This is a genomic window from Cyclobacterium jeungdonense (assembly GCF_010994275.1).
In the GTDB taxonomy this organism is placed as follows: domain Bacteria; phylum Bacteroidota; class Bacteroidia; order Cytophagales; family Cyclobacteriaceae; genus Cyclobacterium; species Cyclobacterium jeungdonense.
The window spans coordinates 164281-185243 of sequence record NZ_WMCD01000012.1; the positions used below are offsets into that span (position 1 = coordinate 164281).

At 44.4% G+C, this 20963-nt stretch carries 18 protein-coding genes; 10 read left to right on the forward strand and 8 right to left on the reverse strand.

Translation table 11 applies throughout. From position 1 onward, the window contains the following. Nucleotides 1-534 precede the first annotated feature (534 nt). Nucleotides 535-2184, reverse strand: a complete 1650-nt coding sequence (locus GKS34_RS20365) for a Na/Pi cotransporter family protein (RefSeq protein ID WP_163386825.1) — start codon at nucleotides 2182-2184, stop codon at nucleotides 535-537. A 321-nt stretch (nucleotides 2185-2505) separates the two neighbouring features. On the opposite strand from GKS34_RS20365, the gene GKS34_RS20370 reads away from it, so the two are divergent. After that, complete coding sequence (locus GKS34_RS20370) at nucleotides 2506-3891, forward strand: 3-keto-disaccharide hydrolase (protein ID WP_163386826.1); 1386 nt, start codon at nucleotides 2506-2508, stop codon at nucleotides 3889-3891. Nucleotides 3892-3977: 86 nt separating this feature from the next. Here GKS34_RS20370 and GKS34_RS20375 read toward each other — a convergent pair whose 3' ends face one another. After that, nucleotides 3978-4874 carry a sugar phosphate isomerase/epimerase family protein gene (locus GKS34_RS20375; RefSeq protein WP_163386827.1) on the reverse strand — a complete coding sequence of 299 codons (897 nt, stop codon included), beginning with the start codon at nucleotides 4872-4874 and terminating at the stop codon, nucleotides 3978-3980. Between the two features lie 248 nt (nucleotides 4875-5122). Between GKS34_RS20375 and uxaC the strand changes: the two genes are divergently transcribed. Then, nucleotides 5123-6559: a glucuronate isomerase gene (gene uxaC / locus GKS34_RS20380; protein WP_163386828.1), complete on the forward strand. Its 1437-nt coding sequence runs from the start codon at nucleotides 5123-5125 to the stop codon at nucleotides 6557-6559. Nucleotides 6560-6631: 72 nt separating this feature from the next. Here the strand turns inward: uxaC and fucP are convergent, their stop codons facing one another. The 4 genes from fucP to glsA are packed head-to-tail and all read right to left on the reverse strand — an operon-like array spanning nucleotide 6632 to nucleotide 10808. Beyond that, complete coding sequence (gene fucP, locus GKS34_RS20385; RefSeq protein WP_163386829.1) at nucleotides 6632-7933, reverse strand: L-fucose:H+ symporter permease; 1302 nt, start codon at nucleotides 7931-7933, stop codon at nucleotides 6632-6634. Between the two features lie 21 nt (nucleotides 7934-7954). Next, on the reverse strand, nucleotides 7955-8998 hold the full coding sequence (locus GKS34_RS20390) for an aldo/keto reductase (RefSeq protein WP_163386830.1): 1044 nt from the start codon (nucleotides 8996-8998) through the stop codon (nucleotides 7955-7957). A gap of 29 nt (nucleotides 8999-9027) precedes the next feature. Next, a complete protein-coding gene (glsB, locus tag GKS34_RS20395) occupies nucleotides 9028-9981 on the reverse strand; it encodes a glycine N(alpha)-acyltransferase GlsB (RefSeq protein ID WP_163386831.1) in 954 nt (317 codons plus the stop codon). Between the two features lie 8 nt (nucleotides 9982-9989). Next, nucleotides 9990-10808 (reverse strand): lyso-glycine lipid O-acyltransferase GlsA, encoded by an 819-nt coding sequence (glsA, locus tag GKS34_RS20400; protein ID WP_240459389.1) that lies wholly within the window; start codon nucleotides 10806-10808, stop codon nucleotides 9990-9992. 271 nt (nucleotides 10809-11079) lie between these two features. Between glsA and GKS34_RS20405 the strand changes: the two genes are divergently transcribed. Next, nucleotides 11080-11916 (forward strand): SDR family NAD(P)-dependent oxidoreductase, encoded by an 837-nt coding sequence (locus GKS34_RS20405; RefSeq protein WP_240459390.1) that lies wholly within the window; start codon nucleotides 11080-11082, stop codon nucleotides 11914-11916. Here GKS34_RS20405 and GKS34_RS20410 read toward each other — a convergent pair. Both GKS34_RS20410 and GKS34_RS20415 read right to left on the reverse strand, forming a co-directional pair. Beyond that, entirely contained in the window at nucleotides 11913-12749 is an 837-nt protein-coding gene (locus GKS34_RS20410; RefSeq protein WP_163386832.1) for a DUF4249 domain-containing protein, read from the reverse strand. The genes GKS34_RS20405 and GKS34_RS20410 overlap by 4 nt on opposite strands. Nucleotides 12750-12753: 4 nt before the next feature. After that, nucleotides 12754-15165, reverse strand: coding sequence for a TonB-dependent receptor (locus GKS34_RS20415; protein ID WP_163386833.1), 2412 nt, complete (start codon nucleotides 15163-15165; stop codon nucleotides 12754-12756). 198 nt (nucleotides 15166-15363) lie between these two features. Here GKS34_RS20415 and GKS34_RS20420 point away from each other — a divergent pair, with 198 nt between their 5' ends. The 7 genes from GKS34_RS20420 (at nucleotide 15364) to GKS34_RS20450 (ending at nucleotide 20962) form a co-directional block, all read left to right on the forward strand. After that, nucleotides 15364-16329, forward strand: a complete 966-nt coding sequence (locus GKS34_RS20420; RefSeq protein ID WP_163386834.1) for a vWA domain-containing protein — start codon at nucleotides 15364-15366, stop codon at nucleotides 16327-16329. 3 nt (nucleotides 16330-16332) lie between these two features. After that, the gene (locus GKS34_RS20425) at nucleotides 16333-17004 is read left to right on the forward strand and encodes a hypothetical protein (protein ID WP_163386835.1); all 672 of its coding nucleotides are present in this window, start codon (nucleotides 16333-16335) and stop codon (nucleotides 17002-17004) included. After that, a complete protein-coding gene (locus GKS34_RS20430) occupies nucleotides 16991-17605 on the forward strand; it encodes a hypothetical protein (RefSeq protein WP_240459391.1) in 615 nt (204 codons plus the stop codon). Before GKS34_RS20425 ends, GKS34_RS20430 begins: the two co-directional genes overlap by 14 nt. Nucleotides 17606-17677: 72 nt before the next feature. Continuing rightward, complete coding sequence (locus GKS34_RS20435; protein WP_163386837.1) at nucleotides 17678-18487, forward strand: toxin-antitoxin system YwqK family antitoxin; 810 nt, start codon at nucleotides 17678-17680, stop codon at nucleotides 18485-18487. 118 nt (nucleotides 18488-18605) lie between these two features. Continuing rightward, nucleotides 18606-19541, forward strand: coding sequence for a phosphoribosylaminoimidazolesuccinocarboxamide synthase (locus tag GKS34_RS20440; protein WP_163386838.1), 936 nt, complete (start codon nucleotides 18606-18608; stop codon nucleotides 19539-19541). A gap of 113 nt (nucleotides 19542-19654) precedes the next feature. Further along, a complete protein-coding gene (locus GKS34_RS20445; RefSeq protein ID WP_163386839.1) occupies nucleotides 19655-20035 on the forward strand; it encodes an STAS domain-containing protein in 381 nt (126 codons plus the stop codon). Between the two features lie 12 nt (nucleotides 20036-20047). Next, entirely contained in the window at nucleotides 20048-20962 is a 915-nt protein-coding gene (locus GKS34_RS20450) for a ribonuclease Z (RefSeq protein ID WP_163386840.1), read from the forward strand. Nucleotide 20963 lies beyond the last annotated feature (1 nt).

Consider the following 20963-nt stretch of genomic DNA (forward strand, 5'->3'; position numbering starts at 1 on the left):
GCTAACGTATATGGAATTGATCTCACCACTTTTAGAATAATTCCAAATGCTATGGTCGAGGGAACCTGTAACCTTTTTTCCAGCAACTTTTTTGTTACTGCTTGGATAAGACATTTTTTCTGGATTAAGCTTAATGTTATCCTTTGCAGCAAACCGTCAATGGCTTAAAATTTCGGGAATTTTAATTTTTCTAGTCGACCTATTCCTGTTTTCAACTTTTGCATGGTCGCTGCAATACCCAGACAGTATCCTAAATTTGGAGAGGTACCGCTGGATGAGCCCCTAAATCCTGATCCTGAGAAGTAGTATCCAATCCTGATCACACTCCATGGGGGAGCAGGATTGGGAACGGACAATGTACTACAGGTGGATGGGTCCTGGACGGCACAGTTAATAGCCAAGCAGACGAAAAGAGAAAAATACCCCGCCTTCCTTTTTGTCCCTCAATGCCCTCCTGGGTCAAGCTGGGGAGGTGTCGGGAATGGTACGATCCCATTCTCGCTAAAACTCCTATATCTCTTTACTGCCACACCATTATCGCTTCTCCAGTTCTGCGGGCACTATCTTCTGCATGGATCCGATGCCTTCCCAAATCAGTCCCAAGCCGGAAAAAACCTGTTGGATCACATTTGCCAGGGTGGAAATGCTCACATCGGTCTTTTTGTTCCTGAGGTGGCTGTAGAGAGAATGGATCAAAGCGGAATAATTGGATTTGAGTTTTTCTTCCACCGTTTTTAGAATGAGCACATCCTTTTTCTCCAATCGATGGTATTCTTCAAAAACAGTCAAAAAATCTTTCACCTCCCCCTGCAAGTCCGCCAGCACCTCCCCTACAAAAGGTTCGGTTGCGTCTTCCATTTCTTTCAGGTTATGAACGACATCTTTGAATTCCTTGGCTCCAACCACCAGTAAGCGCAGGGTATGGGTCATCTCGGACAAGCGATTTGCCTCCTCGGGACTTAGGTTTTTCTCCTGCAGGCTCAGTACAAACTGAAAAAGCTCCACTTCCAGGTCTTTAAGTTGCTGGTAATCCTGAAGCAGATTCTTAGGCTGAAAGGTAATTTTTCGCCAGACAGAAGCATCTTTTTTGGGGCCCTTGTGCTTGTGAATAATTTTCCACACCAACTTGAGGGTATCCTTTAACACCCCATCCAATTCTTTCTCAAGGGCAATCAGGGCCACCGATGGCAGGTCCAAGGGAACGTTTTTGACAAAACGGGAACTACCTTTGGGAATATCCGAGCGAAATCTTCGCTTCAACCAACCCTCCAAAGGAGATAAAAAGGGAAAAAAACCAAGGATCATCAGTCCGTTTATCAGGGAATTCAGCAGTACCAATTCCATTAAAGGGTCCCTCAAGTCAAAAACATAGATAGTAGCAAAAATCAATTGATCGATCCAGAAAAAACAGAAAATTCCCGTCAAAAAGTTAAAACCAAAATTAGCCAGCGCCAACCTTTTTTTATCTGCGGTGCCCCCTACAGCTCCCAGTATCAGTGTGAAAGTAGTCCCGATATTGGCTCCTATGATCATGGACAAGGCATGATCCGTGCCGATTACCTGAGCATTGACTCCGCTCAAAACAATGACAATCATGGCCGAACTGGATTGAATCATGGCAGTAACCACAACGCCCAACACCAGGTACCACCACAGTCCGTATTCCCGGAATGCACTCAACTCTACTGCAGAAGCATACGTATCAATGGCCAGCTTCATGTAATCCAGGCCCAGAAACAAAAGGCCGAAACCCAATAAAAAAACGCCTGTATTTTTGAGAAAGGGCCGGCTATTGTTCAGAAAATACGTCATGACGCCTATAGCCAGGAAGGGGAAAGCAAAATCGGCTACGCTGATTTTGAAACCAAAAGTAGCGACGATCCAGGCAGTGAAGGTGGTTCCCAGGTTAGCTCCCAGTACCACTCCCAGTGCATTTCGCAGATGGAGCATCCCTCCCCCGAGGAATGCCAGCACCATTAGGGTCACCAGGGAGCTGCTTTGCAAAATGGCCGTGATCAAAGTGCCCACCAAAATCCCTTTCCATGCTTTGTCAGTATAAGTGTGCAAGATATTCTTAAAGGAATTTCCTGCCAATTCCTTTATGGCCAACTCCAGCTGGCTCATTCCCCAAAGAAATAAACCTATCCCAGCGAGAAACTCCCAATAATTGAATACTCCTTGCATAGATGCAGATAAAAATAGATTTTTACTAAATGCCTGGAACTTACAGTCCCGAATGCCAAATTCCAGCGACCAGAAATAGGGCGTTATAGGAATAGATAATCTACTCAGCTAAAATTAGTGATTTTTGATGCAATATTTAGCCTGGAAAAATGAAATAACCCGGATGGAAAGCAGTTTTACAAATTTCTTAAAGGCAACTGTGCAATCGATTGCTTATTTTTTTTAAATATTCGAAAGATAATGTTTATCTTTAAACCTATCAAAAACCTTTAGCTGCCTTTTAGGGCAAACAACATACGAACACGTAAACAAACCCAAATTATGAACAAACAAAATCTAATCCTGTTTAGCCTGGCCGTTTTCCTTTTGGCTGCTTGTGGAAAACCCACCGTGGAGACCAAAGAGGGCTGGACTAACCTATTTGACGGGGAGACCTTGGACGGTTGGCACCAATTAGATGGAGAGGCTGAATTCACCGTAGAAGATGGGGTGATCGTAGGATCAGCTGTGGCCAACACCCCTAACACCTTCCTGGTAACGGACGAGACTTATGAAGATTTCATCTTGGAACTGGAAATCCGGGTAGACGATGAATCGAGTAATTCCGGGGTAATGGTAAGAGGGCAACACAATCCCGATGCCAATGACGGAAGAGGAAGGGTTTTCGGCTATCAGGTGGAATGTGATCCCAAAGAAAGAGCCTGGTCTGGCGGTATCTACGATGAGGCCAGAAGAGGATGGCTATACCCACTTTCCTACAATCCCGATGCCCGAAGTGCTTTTAAATTAGGGGAGTTCAATACCTATCGCATTGAATTCATCGATAATACACTTAAAACCTGGGTCAATGGACAGGAAGTGGCCTACCTGGTAGACGATATGGACCAGTCAGGATTTATCGGACTACAGGTTCACGGCATTGGTGACAATCCTGAAAATGCCGGGAAGAAAACGTACTTCCGAAATATCCGGATCAAAACCGAAGACCTTTCTCCCATTCCTTTCGAAAATGATGTTTTCGTAGTAAGTACCCTGGACAACGAACTGACTTCCTATGAAAAGGAGATCGGCTGGAAACTATTGTTTGACGGAACTAGCAGCGACGGTTGGAGAAGTGCCAGGGGAGAAACCTTTCCTGACGGTGGCTGGACCATCAATGATGGCGTCCTCACCATAGAGGCTGCCGATGGAAGGGAATCTGCCAATGCAGGAGACATTGTCACGGTGGATCAGTATAGTGCTTTTGACCTGGCGTTTGATTTTAAACTAACCGAAGGTGCCAATAGCGGTGTGAAATACTTTGTTACCCTCAACGAAAACAATTCCGGATCAGCTATCGGATTGGAATACCAGATATTGGATGACGAAAGACACCCCGATGCTAAACAAGGAAAAGACGGAAACCGCACACTGGCATCTCTGTACGATCTGATCAAGGCAGATAAGCAGTCCCGATTCGTCCGACCGATAGGCGAGTGGAACAAAGGCCGAATCGTAGTGCATCCAGACAATACCGTCGAGCATTATATCAATGGCTTGAAAGTAGTGGAATACACCCGAGGTTCCGATGCTTTCCGGGAACTAGTAGCCGAAAGCAAATACCAGAAATGGGAAAATTTTGGTGAAGCAGAAGAAGGCCATATTCTGTTACAGGACCATGGCGATGAGGTTCACTTCAAAAATATCAAAATCAGAGAATTGGAATAACTTCAGCTCCTAATATGGAGACCCGAAAAGGCCTGAAAGTAGATTTCAGGCCTTTTTTTATTCTTTTCAGCAAAGAAAACTCCGCTTTATCCCAACGCTCCCCGCACCTGAGCAAGGAATGTAGACACCTTTTCAAATGGATCTCCGGGCCCCAGGGTCTCAATGGGTAAATATCCCTGGTAATCGCTTTCGCGAATAACCGCCATTAAGCGCTTTAAATCCACCGGTTTTTGGGTGCCAAAATGATTGACATTTTCCTTGAGCTGCCAATTCACCGCATGCTGGATGTTTTTGCTGATTTCATCGTAGGGATCGTGTTGGGAATAGCTGCCGATATCCAGGACCAGGCCAAACCATTCCTCATTTACGCCATCCATAATGTAATTCACCTGTTCGGCAGATTGAACAAATTCGTTGTGATTTTGCATGGCAACAATTACTCCGTGCTGGGCAGCAAAACCGGCGCATTCCTTGCAAGCGGCTATCACCAATGCCGCCTTTTCCTCCCAGTTCTCCCCTGCTTTCAGTCGCGGACCAGCAAAGACCCTCAGGACAGGGGCTCCCAATTTGGCAGCTGCTACCACCCACTGCTTTACTAATGCTATTTCCCTCTTTCGCAAGTCAGTATCCCCTAAGGTAAAATTGTTTCTCACTCCGGTGCCGCTGATATGCAGACCCCTGTGATGGGCATTCTTTTTTATTCCAAAAAGCAGCTCATCCGAGGGGACTTCAGGGTAATCCGGAATGTAGTATGCGGTAAGGTCTACGGCTGCAAAACCTTCTTTGGCACAATAATCAAACAAATCCTCCAATTGGAGAGATCCACTGGACAAGGCAGCATTGAAAGAATAGGCGTTAAGGCTCAACTTCAGGTTTTGAGATGTTTTTTGTGGGCTTTCATAATGAAAAATGGGACTAATAGCAGGCAGCGCGGCCATCTGAAGCCCTCTTTTAAGGAAATTTCTTCGTTTCAGTACATGCATGGAAAGGAGAATTGGATAATTGATACTTGGAATATAAGGGTAAAACAAGTAAAAAAAAAACAATACCAGTGTTTTACAAAAATATTAGCAACATAAAATCTTCATTGTAAGTAATAAAAAGCGTTTAGAATGGGTTTTTATGAAATTTTAATTTAATTTGTGCAATCGATTGCCTAAATACAGGTAAATGCTGGAATAAGAGCAAAATAATTTTTATTATTACCTAAGTTTAAAAAAAACCAAAGCAAATGGAGCATACGATAAAAGCCACCAAAGACACCTTTTTAACCGACGATTTTCTATTGAAAAGTGATTTTGCCAGGGCATTGTACCACGATCACGCCAAAAAAATGCCTATCATCGACTACCACTGTCACCTTTCTCCTCATGATATAGCTACCAACCGTCAATTTAACAACATGACTAACATCTGGTTGGAAGGAGACCATTATAAGTGGCGGGCAATGCGAACCTTGGGTGTATCTGAAAAATACATTACCGGAGATACTTCCGACAAGGAAAAATTTATGAGCTGGGCAAAGTCGGTACCTCATACCATGAGAAACCCCTTGTACCACTGGACGCACCTGGAACTCCTACGGTATTTCGGCATCGAGCAATTGCTTAACGAATCTTCCGCAGAACAGATTTACGAAGAGTCAACAGACCTTCTTCAGCAGGATTCATTCCGAACCCGAGGCCTTTTATCCAAAATGAATGTGGAAGTGGTCTGTACTACCGATGATCCGACAGACAGCCTGGAGTACCACCAGCAGGCCAAAGCAGAAAAACTCGACATTAAACTATTGCCCGCTTTCCGGCCCGATAAAGCCTATGCCGTAGAAAACCCAAAAGTATACACCCAATACCTGGAAAAGCTTGCCGCCGTTAGTGGCCAAGCTATCAAATCTTATGAAGACCTGCTTTCCGCATTGGAAAATCGCATAGCTTATTTTCACGAAAACGGAGGCCGCCTGGCCGATCACGGACTGGAACAGTTGTACTTTTTCAAAGAAAACGAACACGATATTTCCGGACTTTTCTCAAGGATTCTGTCAGGAAAAGGGCTAGAACCGAATGAAATCCGGTTTTTTAAATTCAAAACCCTTTCCGCTCTCAGCAAAATGTACCATGCAAAGGGCTGGACCCAACAATACCACCTCGGTGCCTTACGCAATACGAACGAACGCATGGCAAGGGTATTGGGCCCCGATACGGGCTTCGATTCCATAGGAGATTTCCCCCAAAGTGTAGCTCTAGCGAGTTATCTAAACCACTTGGATAGCACGGATCAGCTGGCCAAAACCATTTTGTACAACCTAAACCCCTCAGATAACGAAGTAATGGCCACCATGGTAGGTAACTTTAACGACGGCTCCGTCAAAGGAAAAGTCCAGTTTGGTTCTGGCTGGTGGTACATGGACCAAAAAGACGGAATGGAAAAACAAATGAATACCCTTTCCAATATGGGCATCTTAAGTTGTTTTGTCGGTATGCTTACCGATAGCCGGAGTTTCCTTTCCTTTCCACGTCACGAGTATTTCAGACGGATCCTTTGCAACCTGATCGGGCAAGATGTTGTCAATGGAGAACTGCCAGCGGATGAAAAATGGCTCGGCCAGATGGTGGAGAATATTTGCTATAACAATGCCCGGGAATACTTTGGATTTTACGACAGAAACTAGTTATGTGTAATCAAAAAAACACCCTCAAGCATCCTGGTCTGAGGGTGTTTTTTTGTGCTGTACGTTAGAGAGTTAAATCGTTTTGACAGCCTTAGGCTCGGGCTTGTGAAAGTAATGGGATAAGCCAAAATACATCACAACCCCAAAGCAAATCAATGGCACGTAATAGGAAAGCTGAATATTCCCGCTAATGTCCGAAACCTGTCCCTGCGCAGCGGTGATTAAAGCCCCTCCCAAAATGGCCATTATCAGCCCCGATCCTCCCAATTTGGTATCGTTTCCAAGTCCTTCCGCAGATAGTCCGTAAATGGTAGGGAACATCAGAGACATACAAACCGATATCAAAACCAGTGCGATCACCGCCAGCATGCCGCTGCCATAAATCACCACTAGACTCAATAGGATGGCAACAAAGGAGGAAATAGCCAGCAATAATGAAGGCTTAAAATATTTCATCAATGCAGTAAATAAAAACCTGCTCCCAGCGAATAAAATCAAGGATATCAGGTAATAATCCGAAGCTCCGCTTTCCATCACATCAAGTTCCACCATAACGTACCGAATTGTGAAGGACCAAACCCCTATCTGAGCACCTACATAGAAAAACTGAGCCATCACGCCACGCATGTAATTTTTGTTTTTGGACAGTCTTTTGAAGCCAGCGATAATGCCATCTTTTTCTACAATCTCCGAAGCCACCGGCATGCGCACAGCCCGGATTACAAACCACACCACCACCAGGAACAGTGCCACCCCAACATAGGTGCTAACTACACCTGCGAGTTCGTCCGCTTGCATAGCCTTTAGGGTTTCTGGATCCATTGTCGTTCGGTCTGCCGCCTCAGCCGTATTTAATTGAGAGAGGATGAAAACTTTACTCAAATAGACTCCGATAACCGACCCAATAGGGTTAAAAGACTGCGCCAGGTTAAGCCTTTGGGTGGCTGTTTCAGGAGGCCCAATCACCAAAACATAGGGATTTGCAGCCGTTTCCAAAATGGACAATCCCCCGGCCAGCACGTATAAGGCCGCCAGAAAAAAACCGTATGACATCATCATGCCTGCGGGATAAAAAAGTAGTGACCCTAAGGCAAAGAGACCCAGACCCAACAATATGCCGGATTTATAGGTATATTTTCTGATAAATATGGCCGCAGGTAGTGCCAGGCAAAAATAGGAACCATAAAAGGCCAACTGTATCCAGGAGGTCTGGAAGTCAGTCATGCTCATGATCCTTTTGAAAGCTGCCAGCAAGGTATCGGTCATGTTATGCGCTACCCCCCAAAGCATAAAAAGGGTGGTGAGCAATAAGAAAGGCCAAAAGTTCTTTTTGGAAATCAGCTCGGCCTTTTCAGAAGTAACGTGTGAGCTCATGGGTTTGAATTGAAGGTGAATCTATTCTGACGTTAAAAAGGGGAAATTTGAAATTAAGGATTTATCTATTAATTCTTGCCAAAAGGAGGCTGGCAATTTTTCATTCACAGCCTGTATATTTTTCCGAATCCAATCGGGATGATTGATACTGAGTGCAATGCTACCAACTCCGGGAATGGCAAGAGAAAATTGAATACACGCATGATAAGGGGCTACCTTATATTGCGTGCAAGTCTCAAAAAACCGTTGCCTCCACGAAAATTTTTCTTTTCCTTCAGGGCTATTCGGATCGATTTTACGGTAGTCAAAGTAATCTTCACCAACCAGAAATCCGGAATGGAAAATGGCCGCGTTGATGATTCCCACTTCCTTTTTCCTCAATGACTCCACAAATTCCATCAGTTCAGGAGGGTGTGAATAAGGTGACAGGCTATTCGCCAGCATGACATAATCCAGCGATATCTCCTGGCAGATCCTTCGAATAATGGTCCAGTCCTTGGCCCCTACTCCTATTCCCAACACTTTTCCGGTCTTTTTTAAATCTTCCAAAGCCCTGTAGGCTTCCAGGATTTGCCCCCAGCGATGGGTCTTTTCCTGCTCTCCTTTCGCCGCCATCAGGTATTCATCTGGATCGTGCAGCGAAATCAACTGGGGTTTGTAACCCTGCAACAGGGCATTATCCTTTTCGAAGCATTCCATCATTCCGGTATAGCTAATTTTTTGGACGGCGTCATGTTCGATACCTTTCCAAATACCAGGTTCAAAAGTAGGTTCCACGGCTTCCAACGGCACCCTCACCCAGCCCAACTTGTTGCTAATGATTACGTCCTCTTTCTTTATGCCCGCTTCCTGTAAAAAATCCCCCAGTACTTCCAGGGCAAGGCCTGCACCGTATTTTCCAGCAGTGTCAAAAACGGTATTTGGGGAAGTGGCTTGAAATATTTCTTTCAAAATGGCTACCTTATCCTTTTTGGGATACTCCTGAAAAAGATTTCCCAGTGAGCTACTCCCAAAAATGACAGGTGGTACCTGCAGGCCGGTTTTTCCTAAGGGACTTACATTCATTTTCGGAGAAATTCACAATGCTGCATCGCTTATTTTTTTTTCACTCCATACTCCCGATCCCTGTCAAAAGTTTCCAGATGCCGGTGTTTTTTGGAATCGTAGATATCTCCAATCGTAATCAAAATACCCGTCTCTTCCACAGCGCCAAATTCATAATTCATGGCCGTGCCAAAAGTCTTCATGGTGGAGGATAGATTCATGTAGGTATTGATGAGCGGCGGAATATTTTCTCCCAATACCCGCACCTGAGAATTGAGAGCCTTGTATCCTTCTTTGTAACTCATCCCCTCGAAAAAGCCTTCGTAATTTTCCGGATCGGTCTTATACCCCAGCGGTGTAATCGGCCAGATCAATTCGTCCTTGTCTGGGAAATAATGATTCATAAAATAAAGTAACAAGTCCCGGGCTTTTGCATTGTAATGCGGGTACATGGTCACTTTTCCGAACAAATACCTAATATCCGGGTTGATCATCACCACGGCGCCTAAGCCGTCCCATAGATTGTCCAGGGAAAAAATACCCTTTCTGTTATCCACACTAGGCTGGTATTTTGGTTGGACAAATGACCTGCCCAACTCGATGGTGTAGGGAAGGTATTCCTTAACGAACCGATCCGAAAAATTGAAAAGGTGGGCGGTAGAAAGATTCACTGCTCCATCTGAAGTAAATCCGGCATCCGCACATTTTATCAGCCGGTAACCTGCTATGATTTCTTTATCTTCGGGATTCCAGGCAATCAATTGATCGTAACAGTTTTCACAGGTATCGTTTTCATCGATGTCCAATGGCAAACCCGTTCCTCCTCCTGCTGCTCTAAATGACATTTCCCGCAACCTGCCAATTTCCTTCAGCACATTGGGTGCGTTGTGCTGATTAACCAGATAAATTTCATTCTCACCATTATTCACGTATCTCAAAAACCGCTCGGCCGATAACTCACTTTGGATAACCTCCCGGTCAATCGGGTTGATAATTTCTTGCATAAATCCTACTAGTCTTGGACAATGTTGTAAACTATTTTTTTGACCTCTTCTGCCCAGTATTTATCCGTCTTGGAAGCATCAAAATACTTGTAAGAAATTGGTTTTCCTATATGGACAACGATATTTTTGTTCTTTTGCCCAAACATCTCGTCAGCCAAATAAAACATCTCAATATTGGCCTTTACTCCTACTTTTTTCCTAAGGCTTGCCAAATTATAAAAAAAAGATGAGTTCCTCCCTTCTATGTATACAGGAACCACGTCTTTCTTGTATTTTCTTGCCTTATTCACAAAACTTTTCTTCCATTCCAAATCCCTGATTCCATGCTCCTGTTTTCTGGAAACCAAGCCTGCCGGAAACACCAGGATTCCATTGTTCGAGGCATACGTTTCCTCAATAAGTTCCGCCCCTTTCTTCCCGCTGCTCCCGTGTTTGTCGACCGGAACAAACAGCTTTCCGAAATGGGGGATATTCATCAATACGTCATTTACCAAAAACCGCAAATCATTTCTGTATTTACCGAGCACATGCATCAGCACAACTCCATCCAACGCCCCCAATGGATGGTTGGACGCAAATATCACGCTTTTGTCCAGTGGAATGTTCTTCTCCCCACTTACCTCCACGTTTACCCCAAATTCCTTGATGAGCGCATCTACAAATTCTAATTCCTTCAAGTCAGCATGGCGCAGCATGATGTCATTTACCTCGTCCTCATGTACGATTCTCTTGATGTATTTCAGAACAAATCCCGGCATCCATTTCAATAGAGCTGGGTTTTTGGATTCAATTACCTTTTTGATATCTATAAATTTCTCGTTTTCCACTAAAAACAATTAATTAAATGATTGAATGCAGTATGCCCCTTAATCAGAGGCTTTTTTTCTAGGAAACTAAACTTTCCGTAAATTCTTCTTCAACAAAAATAGGGAAAATTAATTTATTGGCTTTAATTGGTGTAGGCATTGCCTTAAACTTTATTTCTTGCTCATCAGTACATTTTGTTAGTACCAATGTATTTTTCAGGAAAGTAGAAATCTCCATGAAGCTGAACATTCGAAGGACTCGGCATGTTACTACCACTAAATAAAAACACTTATGATGCAACTGGCAATTACAGGCGCCACCTCAGGAATTGGTGCAGAAAAAGCAAAGGCCCTCGCTCCAAAATGCAGCCGTGTATTCCTATTGGTAAGAAACGAGGAAAAAGCAAAGGAACTGGTTCATTCTATCGATCCGTCTGGCAGTAAGGATAAGTTTACAATCATTTATTGCGACCTGGCAGACCTCAAATCCGTGGCCGCTGCAGCCAAGACCCTCAATGAAGCAACCGATACCCTGGACCTGTTGATCAACAACGCAGGGGGGATTTTTCCGGAAAAAACGTTAACCGAAGACGGGCATGAACTCACCTTTTCAGCCAACCATCTGGGGCATTTTCTATTGACACAACTGTTGATGCCCCTGCTCATTAATGGAGCCGGAGGGAGGGTAATCAGCGTTAGTTCCGAAGCACACAAAGGTGCCTCGGTAGACAGAAAAGACTTGGAGTTAATCAGGAATTTTAGTTCATTTAAGGCTTATGCCAATGCCAAATTATACAACATTCTATTCACCAAATCTCTGGCTGAAAAATACGCTGACAAAAAGCTGGAAGCTTATGCGCTCCATCCAGGAGTGGTGAATACAGGCTTTGGAAACCAAAGCAAAGGAATCTTTAAAATCCTTCTTTCCCTGTTCAAGCCCCTGATGATCAGCCCGGCCAAAGGAGCCGAAACCGGCATCTTCCTGGCCACCACTGCCAAAGTTCCCGGTAAAAACGGGGATTATTTTAAGAAATCAAAAGTCGCAAGCGTTTCCTCCTCGGCCAGATCTAAAAAATTACGAGATCAACTTTGGGAGTACAGCATGGTTCAAATCAAGGATTTTGTTTAATTCGCATCTTCTTCCCGGATCACGATCGTCCGGGTGACCACCGGTGCGGTCATAAAGTACCCCATCACCTCTCCTGAGCCTTGACTTACCCTAATATTGGTCTCTGGATTTGCTGGAGGCGGACTAAACAATCCACCGTCATTAAATAACAAGTTGACCAATTGGTTCAGGTAATCGTAGGCACCTTCATTTAATCTTAGCATTTGTAACTTGACTTTGTCCTCCTTTTCAAAGGTGAAACCAGTGAGTTCAAATCCGTTATTCAAAATAGAACTACCAAACGTGTCATCGAAAAGAAAATAATCCGATCTTCTATTTAATAAGGTGTCATTTCGCGTAAGTTTCAGGCGGTAAAAATTATTTTCATTAAATGGTATTTTTCCATACAATGTCAAATAGTATCCTTCATCCGCAAAGAACCGTTCTTCTTTGAACTCATACGTAATGCTATCCAGTACCGGAGCTTCCAGCGTGGTCCCGGTAGCACTGTACTCATTTCCCTCCAGAGCGACTCGCAACCGGTATTCATGTCCTATTTCTGCAGCTTGTTGATTGAGAGGAAGATAGTGCCCCAATTCACCGACATACCGAAATTCGACGATACCTCCATTATTCAAATCTTCAATTTGAACCAAAGCATCCGGGATAAGCTCATTGTCAAGTGTATCGTAATAATCACGCGAATAGGCGACAGACACAAAGTTTTCCGATGGATTATCCGTCCATACGCCTTCAATCACCGGAATTTTATCCCGATTCTCCAATTCAAGGGCTACCTCTTCCTGACAGGAGTAAAATAAAAATGCGAATCCTAAAATGACAATTAATCTCATGCAATTAGAATTTAAAATTATACGTGACAGAAGGTAAAACACTGAACAAATACGTCATAACAGCACCTGGACGAGCAGAAGAAGCCTCTTCATTTGGTCCTGGTTCAAAACCGATATCATTGTTGTAGATGGTTGTGAATTCATAAGAGAATGGATTCTTCCGACCATAGACATTGTAAACGCTGAAATTCCAGCTTCCCTGCCACCACCTGCCTTTGTCTTTGTTTTTCAGCGTCACCGACAGGTCCAACCGATGGTAATCCGGGAAGCGGTCGCCGTTTCTTTGTTCACTATACAAAGGGACCCGCTGACTATCCACCTCATAAGACCCTACCGGTAAGGTTACCGCTATTCCCGTGGTGTATATAAAAGTACCTGAAAATGACAATCGCTCGTTTAATTGATGCGAAACCACCAGGCTTAAATCGTGTGGTCTGTCAAATCGGGGAGGATACGGGAGGCCCTGATTAATCCCCTGAATCTTTCGAAACACCCGAGACCAGGTATAACTCAGCCAGCCGGTCGTATTGCCGGAACTTTTTCGTAGCAAAAATTCCATCCCATATGACCAGCCGTTCCCTGTTAGGATTTCGGTTTCGATATTATCTGTAAACAGCACGTTGGCCCCCTGTTTCAGATCCACTATGTTTCTAAAGTCCCGGTAATACCCCTCCAGGGAAACCTCCCATTGATCGTCCATCAGGTTCTGAAACAATCCTGCAGAAACCTGATCTCCTCTGATGGGTAAAATATACCTTCCGGCAGGAACCCATCGGTCTATGGGCAACCCTGCTGAACTGTTTGAGGCCACCTGAATATACTGGTAATTACGATTAAATCCTGCTTTAAGAGAGGTACCCGATGCGATTCGGTACCGGGCTGAAAACCGAGGCTCCCAACCCTGGTAAGCCTGCATTCGTTCACCCAGCCGGTATTCCAGGGTATCAATTACCTGCTCGCTTCCCTGAGGATCATCGTTGTCGTACAGGTAATTTACCCCATTCCCGATTTGCTGGTAATTTCCCCAGCGCAATCCAGCCTCTAAACTTACCCTATCCGAAACCTCTGTTTTTCCGGACAGAAAAAGATTGAACTGAAGTCCGGTTCGCGGATGCGAGTCTAAGGGCTCAATACCACTCTCCAGACTTCCCTGCAGGTCTACGGGGGCGAAATGGTAAAGCTGCCCATGCATCCCGGCTTTCAATTCCGAATTTTCCTTCGGAATATAGGTCCAGGTAGTTTTCATTCCCGACTCCGCAAAGTGATTGGACCAATCAAATCCGTTTTCTTCATCGGAAAAACTAATCAAGTATTGGTAGCGGCTGTAATAAGCAGATACGTCCAGGTAATTACGATCGTTGATCCTGCGATCCCAAGTGAAAGAATTGACCCAATTTTTCCATCCCAACCCAAATTGACCTCTCAGACCCAGAAAATCACTTCCATAATAGGAAGACAATGTAAATTTGTTTTGCTGCCCGTCTCTCCACATAAACTTGCCACTTAAATCGTAAAAGTAGAGTTGATTATCTCGTATGTCTTCGTTGGGAGAAAAGGTCAGAAACAAATCCGCATACGTTCTTCTGCCGGAGATAATAAAAGAGGAGTTATCAGAAAACAAAGGTCCATCGACGGTCAATCTGGAACTGATACTTCCTATCCCCCCCTCTCCCTTGATTTTGGATGTATTCCCTTCTTCCAGGGATATGTCTACCAACGAGGAAACCCTTCCTCCAAACTCGGCAGGAATAGTGCCTTTATAAAGGGCAACATCACTAAGGGCATCTGGATTAAACACCGAGAAAAACCCGAAAAAATGAGATGGATTGTAGATAGGAGCACCATCAATCTGAATCAGGTTTTGATCCGCGGAACCTCCCCTGACAAACAACCCGGTGGATCCTTCTCCTGCAGTGGTCACTCCCGGAAGCAATTGGATCCCGCGCAACAAGTCCACTTCTCCAAATAACGCCGGGATGCGTTTTAATTCCTGGCCTGAGATAATGTTCTTTCCCATTTCCGTGCTGGCCACATTGTCATCCGATTTCCTTTCAGAAACCACCACTTCCTCCAGAGTCCATTCTTCCGGGCTTAAATAAAATACCAAGGCCTCTATTTTGTTTTTTTCACTTAGGTCACGAGTAATGGATTGGTAACCCAGGAATCGGATCAGCAAAGTACCGGAAGTCTCTCGCATGGGTAGGATAAAGTTTCCATTCTCGTCAGTGATGGTGCCTTGTTGCGCCTGCCCCTCCCAGCTCACTGTTGCCCCGGGCAAAGGTTCCCCGGAAGCCTTATCCACCACCTGACCTCTTACAGGGGTAGTTTGCTGTCCGGAAGCTTGATTAACTAATAGGAGGTAGGTAAAAAAGAAGAATAAATATACCAAAAAAGATTTTTGTTCGTATGTAAACATGCGTAGTGCTGGATGTGAGATGTAATCAATGATGCGAAAGAAAGAACCCAATTCTTACAACTAAAATGATAACGACATCCAAATTAAATGGTTAAGGAAATCCGGCTTTATTTCTGAAGAACCGAGGCAATTTTTCCTCAGGGGTAATAATTCGGCCACATCCATTACGTTTTAAGTATTAATGATTAATTTCAAGCCATGATTTGGGCCTATCCTGATACCGATTTGATTTTGACGCTGACGGCGGTGTTTGTGCTGCTCTACGCCGCCTACTTGTACCGTTTTTGGACTATCAATCAAAAAATAGTCGTAAAAAAAAGAAGTCTGGTGTGGAAAATGATTCTTCGTAGCCTGTATTTCTGTTTATTCCTGATTGCACTGGCAGGGCCATCAATAGGCAATGCCATGAAAGAAATCAAACAGGAAGGAAAAGACATCTTTCTGGCCATAGATCTCTCCCGTTCTATGAATGCTGAAGACATACAGCCCAGCAGGCTACAGCGAATAAAATTCGAATTGAAAAACCTGGTGAGAAATTTCAGCTCGGACCGACTGGGAATTATCATATTTTCATCGGAAGCTTTTATTCAGTGTCCTTTGACCTTTGACCAGAACGTGATTCAGTTGCATCTGGATGGGTTGAACACGGGTCTGGTACCAAATTCGGGAACCGACATTGAGGCGCCGCTCAATATGGCCTACAACAAATTTTTGTCGGACGAAAGCCAGGAACCCAAGTCAAAAGCTATCATACTGATAAGCGACGGAGAGGATTTTGGAGAGGAATTGGATGGCACGCTGGAAAAGCTTCGAGAATCGGGAATCAGGGTCTACACTATGGGTGTAGGCACCACTTCAGGGACTACAATACCCAGAGGCAGTGGGGTGGTCATTGATCAGCAAACCAACCGCCCGGCCATCTCCAGGCTCAGTTCGGACAATCTCCGAAAAATTGCCAACCAGACAGACGGGGATTATTTTGAATTAAGTGATGACTTGCAGGAAATTCCCCAACTAATAGATGCCATTGCCAATCTGGAAGGAACCGTAATGGCCAGTCGTACTGTAGAGGCCTCCTCCAACAAGTATTTCTATTTCCTGCTGGCGGGCCTTGTTTTGGCAGTGCTGGATTCCCTCTTACCGGTCAGGACTTTATCCTTATAAAAAATGAGCTATACCATAGTGTACAGGTATTTACTTTGGGTGTTTTTGATAATTCCCGGTGATTGGAAAAAAATTTCCATCACCAACGAAGCCCTTGCCACTGCTGAAAATTCATTCAAGGATGCCGATTACGAAAATTCGGTGCGAAATCACCTTGCCCTGCTGGAGGACCATGGGTTGGATCATCCAGAAATCCGATTCAACCTTGCCCTGAGCTACCAAAACAACGGACAAGAAGAAGATGCCAAAAAAACCTACGAACCCCTTATTTCCGTAGAAGACAATACCATTCCTTCTTTCGCAGCCAATCAGCAAGGCGTTTTGCTCGGCAATGAAAAAAAATACCAGGAAGCCTTATCCTATTTCAAAACGGCCCTGCTTAAGAATCCAGAAAATGAACAGGCCAGGTACAATTATGAACTTCTGGCACGATGGCTTGAAGGCAACGAAGAAAATCAGGAAAACGAAGAAGATAGAGAGGAGGAAGATCAAATCCAGCCTTCCAATTATGCCAAAAGAATGAAAGCCCAGGCAGATGAAATGGTCGACAGGTTTCGGTTTGGAGAGGCAAATGAGATTATGAACAGAGCCCTGGAAATCGATGAAACGGTAGCCCACTACCAAAAATTTATGGATCACTTAAAAGAGATCAATGAAATCAATGAAAATCATTAACTATTTCCTTTTCGCCCTACTTTTGATTGGCCCTTTAAGACTACTGGCACAATCCGAAACGGAATATTTCAATCAAGCCGCCAGACAATATGTAAATGAGGATATCCCGGGTACCAGCCAACTATTGGCTGAGGGCCTTGAAAAATATCCAAACGACCCCAGGCTGAATGCATTGTGGGAAAAACTTCAAAAGGACCAGGAGGAGCAGGAAAAGCAAGACCAGGAAAATAAGGAGCAACAGGAACAAGACCAGGAAGAATCTCAGGAACAAGAGCAACAAGATCAGCAAAGCGAGGATCAGGAAAGTGGTGAAGGAGAGGAAGAGACGCAGGAAGACGGTGCGGATGAATCCGATGAAATGGAAGAACAACGGGGAGAACAAACAGAGGAAGAATCCGAGGATCCCGGCAGTTTGGACAGTGATCTCAGCGACAGGGAAAAAGCCATGGAAGAATTGCGGCAACGGCTACAAGAAATGAACATTACTCCTGAGCAAGCCACCCAAATTCTGGATGCGATGAACAGCAATGAACTGCGTTATATCCAGCAAAATAGAAAAAAACCTACCGAACAGCCTAAAAGGGGATTGCCGGACTATTGAAGCCTGGTTTTTTACCTGACTTTTCTACATTAATTACTTTAAATTCATTGTAGAAACGGTTTCCTTATTACTATGAAATTGAACCCTATATTAATTTTTATCTGTCTGCTATACCTGCAGGTTTTCTGCATAAATACTTCTGCGTTTGCCCAGGTGGAAACCAATTTTTACGATGATGAAAATACCCGTATCAAAGAACGGTATGAAACCAAAGAGGGACAAGCCCACGGGTTTTACAGATTTTACGATCCATTCGGAAATTTAACCCAAACGGGACAGTTTAAGGAGGGTAAAAAATCGGGGACGTTCGTTGAACTACACCCTGAAACGGGGGATACCCTCAAAATCACTCCCTACGAGGAAGATCAGGTACAGGGAAAAGTGACTTCCTTTTACCCCAGTGGCAAGGTAGCTCAGCATGCTCAATTCCAGGCGGGAAACTTGCAGGGAACGCTAGAGTCCTTTTACGAATCAGGTGAAATTCAGGGCCGTGTGGCTTTTCAAAATGGAAAGCCACACGGAATTCAGGAAACATTCTATCTGGACGGACAACTCCGGGAAGTTAAGCATTTTGACGGAGGAGTCCCGGAAGGTATTCATCGGGAATATGCCGAAAATGGTCAATTACTTACTGAAAAAAACTTCAGGGAGGGGCAATTGGAGGGTTTGTATACCAGCTACCATCGAAGTGGTCAGAAAGCATCCGAAGTGTCCTACAAAAGAGGAATCAAACATGGGGAATTCGTCACGTTTCACGAAAACGGAGCGGTTGCCTCTCGGGGAAATTACCGAAAAGGATTGAGGCATGGCACATTAACCACTTTTGACGAAACCGGGAAAGTGATAAAGAAAGTTACTTATAAAAGGGGCGTACTACAGTAATTTTTTTTGATGCACCGGAAACTACCAGACTGGAATCTATTTCTCTACCGCTGATTTTGAAGGAAAATCCGGAAGCTCAAGAATAATTTCTATTTTTGCATGTAAAAATTGATACCACATGATTCAAGGCATAAAAAATACTCGGTTCCAATTTCCAGGTCAGGTGGATTTTTACCGGGGAAAAGTAAGGGACGTCTATATTTTTGATAAAACCATCGCTGTGGTGGCTACCGACAGGATATCTGCATTCGATGTGGTCTTGCCTGTCCCCATTCCTTTCAAAGGCCAGGTGCTAAACCAAATTGCTTATCATTTTCTGTCCGTTACGGCTTCAGCTGTACCCAACTGGGTTGATATTTCGCCGGATCCCAATGTTACCCTGGGAAAGCGATGCATTCCTTTCAAAGTGGAAATGGTAATCCGGGGCTACCTGGCAGGACATGCCTGGAGAGAATACCGGGATGGGAAAAGAACCCTATGCGGGGTATCCCTGCCAGATGGATTGAAAGAAAACGATCCTCTACCCGAACCGATCATCACCCCGACCACCAAAGCATCAGAGGGCCACGATGAAGACATTTCCAGAGAAGACATTCTGAAAAAAGGTATTGTCAGCGAAAAAGAGTACGTGCAACTAGAGGCCTATACCCATACCCTGTTTAAGTTAGGGAGCGAGATGGCCCGTGAAAAGGGGTTGATTTTAGTAGATACCAAATATGAATTCGGTACCTACGAAGGTGAGATCCTTTTGATTGATGAAATCCATACTCCGGACTCTTCCCGGTACTTTTACCTGGAGGGATATAAAGAAAGGCAGGCGCAGGGCAGGGCACAAAAGCAGCTTTCCAAAGAATTTGTGCGGCAGTGGCTTATTGAAAACGGTTTTCAGGGAAAGCCTGGTCAAACCATTCCCGAGATGAGTCCTGCAATCGTGAATTCCATTTCGAATCGGTACATTGAATTATTTGAACACATCACCGGCAAAACCTTTGTCCCTGCAGATAGTTCGGATATGGAAACACGAATCAGAAGTGCGATTCTGGAACATATTTGAATGAAGGTACCGGATCATTTTGGCACCAACATATTTTAAGCTAATTTTAAACTCGGAAATGCCCCTTAGGGGAAATTTCAAACTTACGTAATGCGAAGTAAATACACTGAAAAATGAAATACGCTGTAGATAAGAAAGAACAATTTGTACTTTTCACCATAATGGAGGAAAAACTAGATTCCACCCTTTCTCCGCAACTGAAATCGGAATTGCTAACGGTACATGCCGAAGGATACAAAAACCTGATATTGGATATGACAAGCATAAAATACGCTGATTCCAGCGGGCTCAGTGCCCTACTCGTAGGAAACCGGGCTTTTGGTGAAGAAGGCGGTATTTTTATACTTTCATCGCTTCAGGAGCACGTGCTAAAACTGATGAAAATTTCCATGCTCGACAAAGTTTTTAAAGTGGTTGAAGACAACGATGCTGCTGCGGAGGCAGTCTTTATTCATGAAATAGAGCAGGGTGCCGAAAAGGACGAAGAAGAGTAGATAAGTATCCATTTGGACTTCTCAATCACCATCCTGGGTTCCAACTCAGCTGCTCCGGCCCATGGCAGAAACCAAACTTCCCAAGTGGTTACCTGGGGAAAACACTCCTTTTTGCTCGATTGTGGCGAATCCACCCAGCATCAGCTCCGGAGATTTAAAGTTAAATACTTTAAAATCAACCACATCTTTATTTCCCACCTGCATGGAGATCATTACCTGGGATTGATGGGCCTGTTGGGTACTTACCATCTGAATAACCGGAAAAATCCCCTGCACCTGTACGGGCCGAAAGGGCTGGACGAAATCATTACGGTGCAATTGAAATATTCCGGCACCCTGCTAAAATTCCCCCTGGTTTTTCACCTGGTTTCGGTCACCGAAAAAACCCGACTACTGGATTTGGAAGACCTGGAAATACATGCGTTTCCATTGAAACATCGGATACCTTGCACGGGATTTAGCTTTGAGGAGAAGACAGGCCGGGTAAAATTACGAAAGGAGCTGATTAGACAACAAAAGCCTGGACTGGAGGCCATCCGAACCCTGTTAAAAGCAAAGGATGTCCGGGATATGACGGGAAAGGTCATTTACAAAGCAGCGGATTTCTGCCAGATAAAAGCTCCGCGCAAATATGCCTTTTGCTCCGATACTGCCTTTGACCCAAGTCTTACACGCTTTATTCAGGGTGTAGATTTATTGTACCATGAAACTACCTTCATGGAGGCAGAAAAGGAAAGGGCAAAGCAAACCCGACACAGTACTACCAAGGAAGCTGCTGAAATTGCGAATCTGGCAGCGGTAAAAAAACTGTTGTTAGGTCATTACTCTGTAAGGTATAGCGACCTGCAGCCCCTACTTCTGGAAGCGCGGGAGGTCTTTCCCAATAGTTTTTTAAGTGAAGAAGGCAGCATTTACCCCATTCCCTAAA

Excerpts from the sequence above, each read along its gene's own strand:
- GKS34_RS20365 (WP_163386825.1), bottom strand. The coding sequence starts at position 2,184 with ATGCAAGGAGTATTCAATTATTGGGAGTTTCTCGCTGGGATAGGTTTA.
- GKS34_RS20430 (WP_240459391.1), top strand. The coding sequence starts at position 16,991 with ATGAAAATCATTAACTATTTCCTTTTCGCCCTACTTTTGATTGGCCCT.
- GKS34_RS20435 (WP_163386837.1), top strand. The coding sequence starts at position 17,678 with ATGAAATTGAACCCTATATTAATTTTTATCTGTCTGCTATACCTGCAG.
- glsB (WP_163386831.1), bottom strand. The coding sequence starts at position 9,981 with ATGCAAGAAATTATCAACCCGATTGACCGGGAGGTTATCCAAAGTGAG.
- GKS34_RS20410 (WP_163386832.1), bottom strand. The coding sequence starts at position 12,749 with ATGAGATTAATTGTCATTTTAGGATTCGCATTTTTATTTTACTCCTGT.
- GKS34_RS20405 (WP_240459390.1), top strand. The coding sequence starts at position 11,080 with ATGATGCAACTGGCAATTACAGGCGCCACCTCAGGAATTGGTGCAGAA.
- GKS34_RS20440 (WP_163386838.1), top strand. The coding sequence starts at position 18,606 with ATGATTCAAGGCATAAAAAATACTCGGTTCCAATTTCCAGGTCAGGTG.
- GKS34_RS20375 (WP_163386827.1), bottom strand. The coding sequence starts at position 4,874 with ATGCATGTACTGAAACGAAGAAATTTCCTTAAAAGAGGGCTTCAGATG.
- GKS34_RS20425 (WP_163386835.1), top strand. The coding sequence starts at position 16,333 with ATGAGCTATACCATAGTGTACAGGTATTTACTTTGGGTGTTTTTGATA.
- uxaC (WP_163386828.1), top strand. The coding sequence starts at position 5,123 with ATGGAGCATACGATAAAAGCCACCAAAGACACCTTTTTAACCGACGAT.
- GKS34_RS20370 (WP_163386826.1), top strand. The coding sequence starts at position 2,506 with ATGAACAAACAAAATCTAATCCTGTTTAGCCTGGCCGTTTTCCTTTTG.
- fucP (WP_163386829.1), bottom strand. The coding sequence starts at position 7,933 with ATGAGCTCACACGTTACTTCTGAAAAGGCCGAGCTGATTTCCAAAAAG.
- GKS34_RS20390 (WP_163386830.1), bottom strand. The coding sequence starts at position 8,998 with ATGAATGTAAGTCCCTTAGGAAAAACCGGCCTGCAGGTACCACCTGTC.
- GKS34_RS20445 (WP_163386839.1), top strand. The coding sequence starts at position 19,655 with ATGAAATACGCTGTAGATAAGAAAGAACAATTTGTACTTTTCACCATA.
- GKS34_RS20415 (WP_163386833.1), bottom strand. The coding sequence starts at position 15,165 with ATGTTTACATACGAACAAAAATCTTTTTTGGTATATTTATTCTTCTTT.
- GKS34_RS20420 (WP_163386834.1), top strand. The coding sequence starts at position 15,364 with ATGATTTGGGCCTATCCTGATACCGATTTGATTTTGACGCTGACGGCG.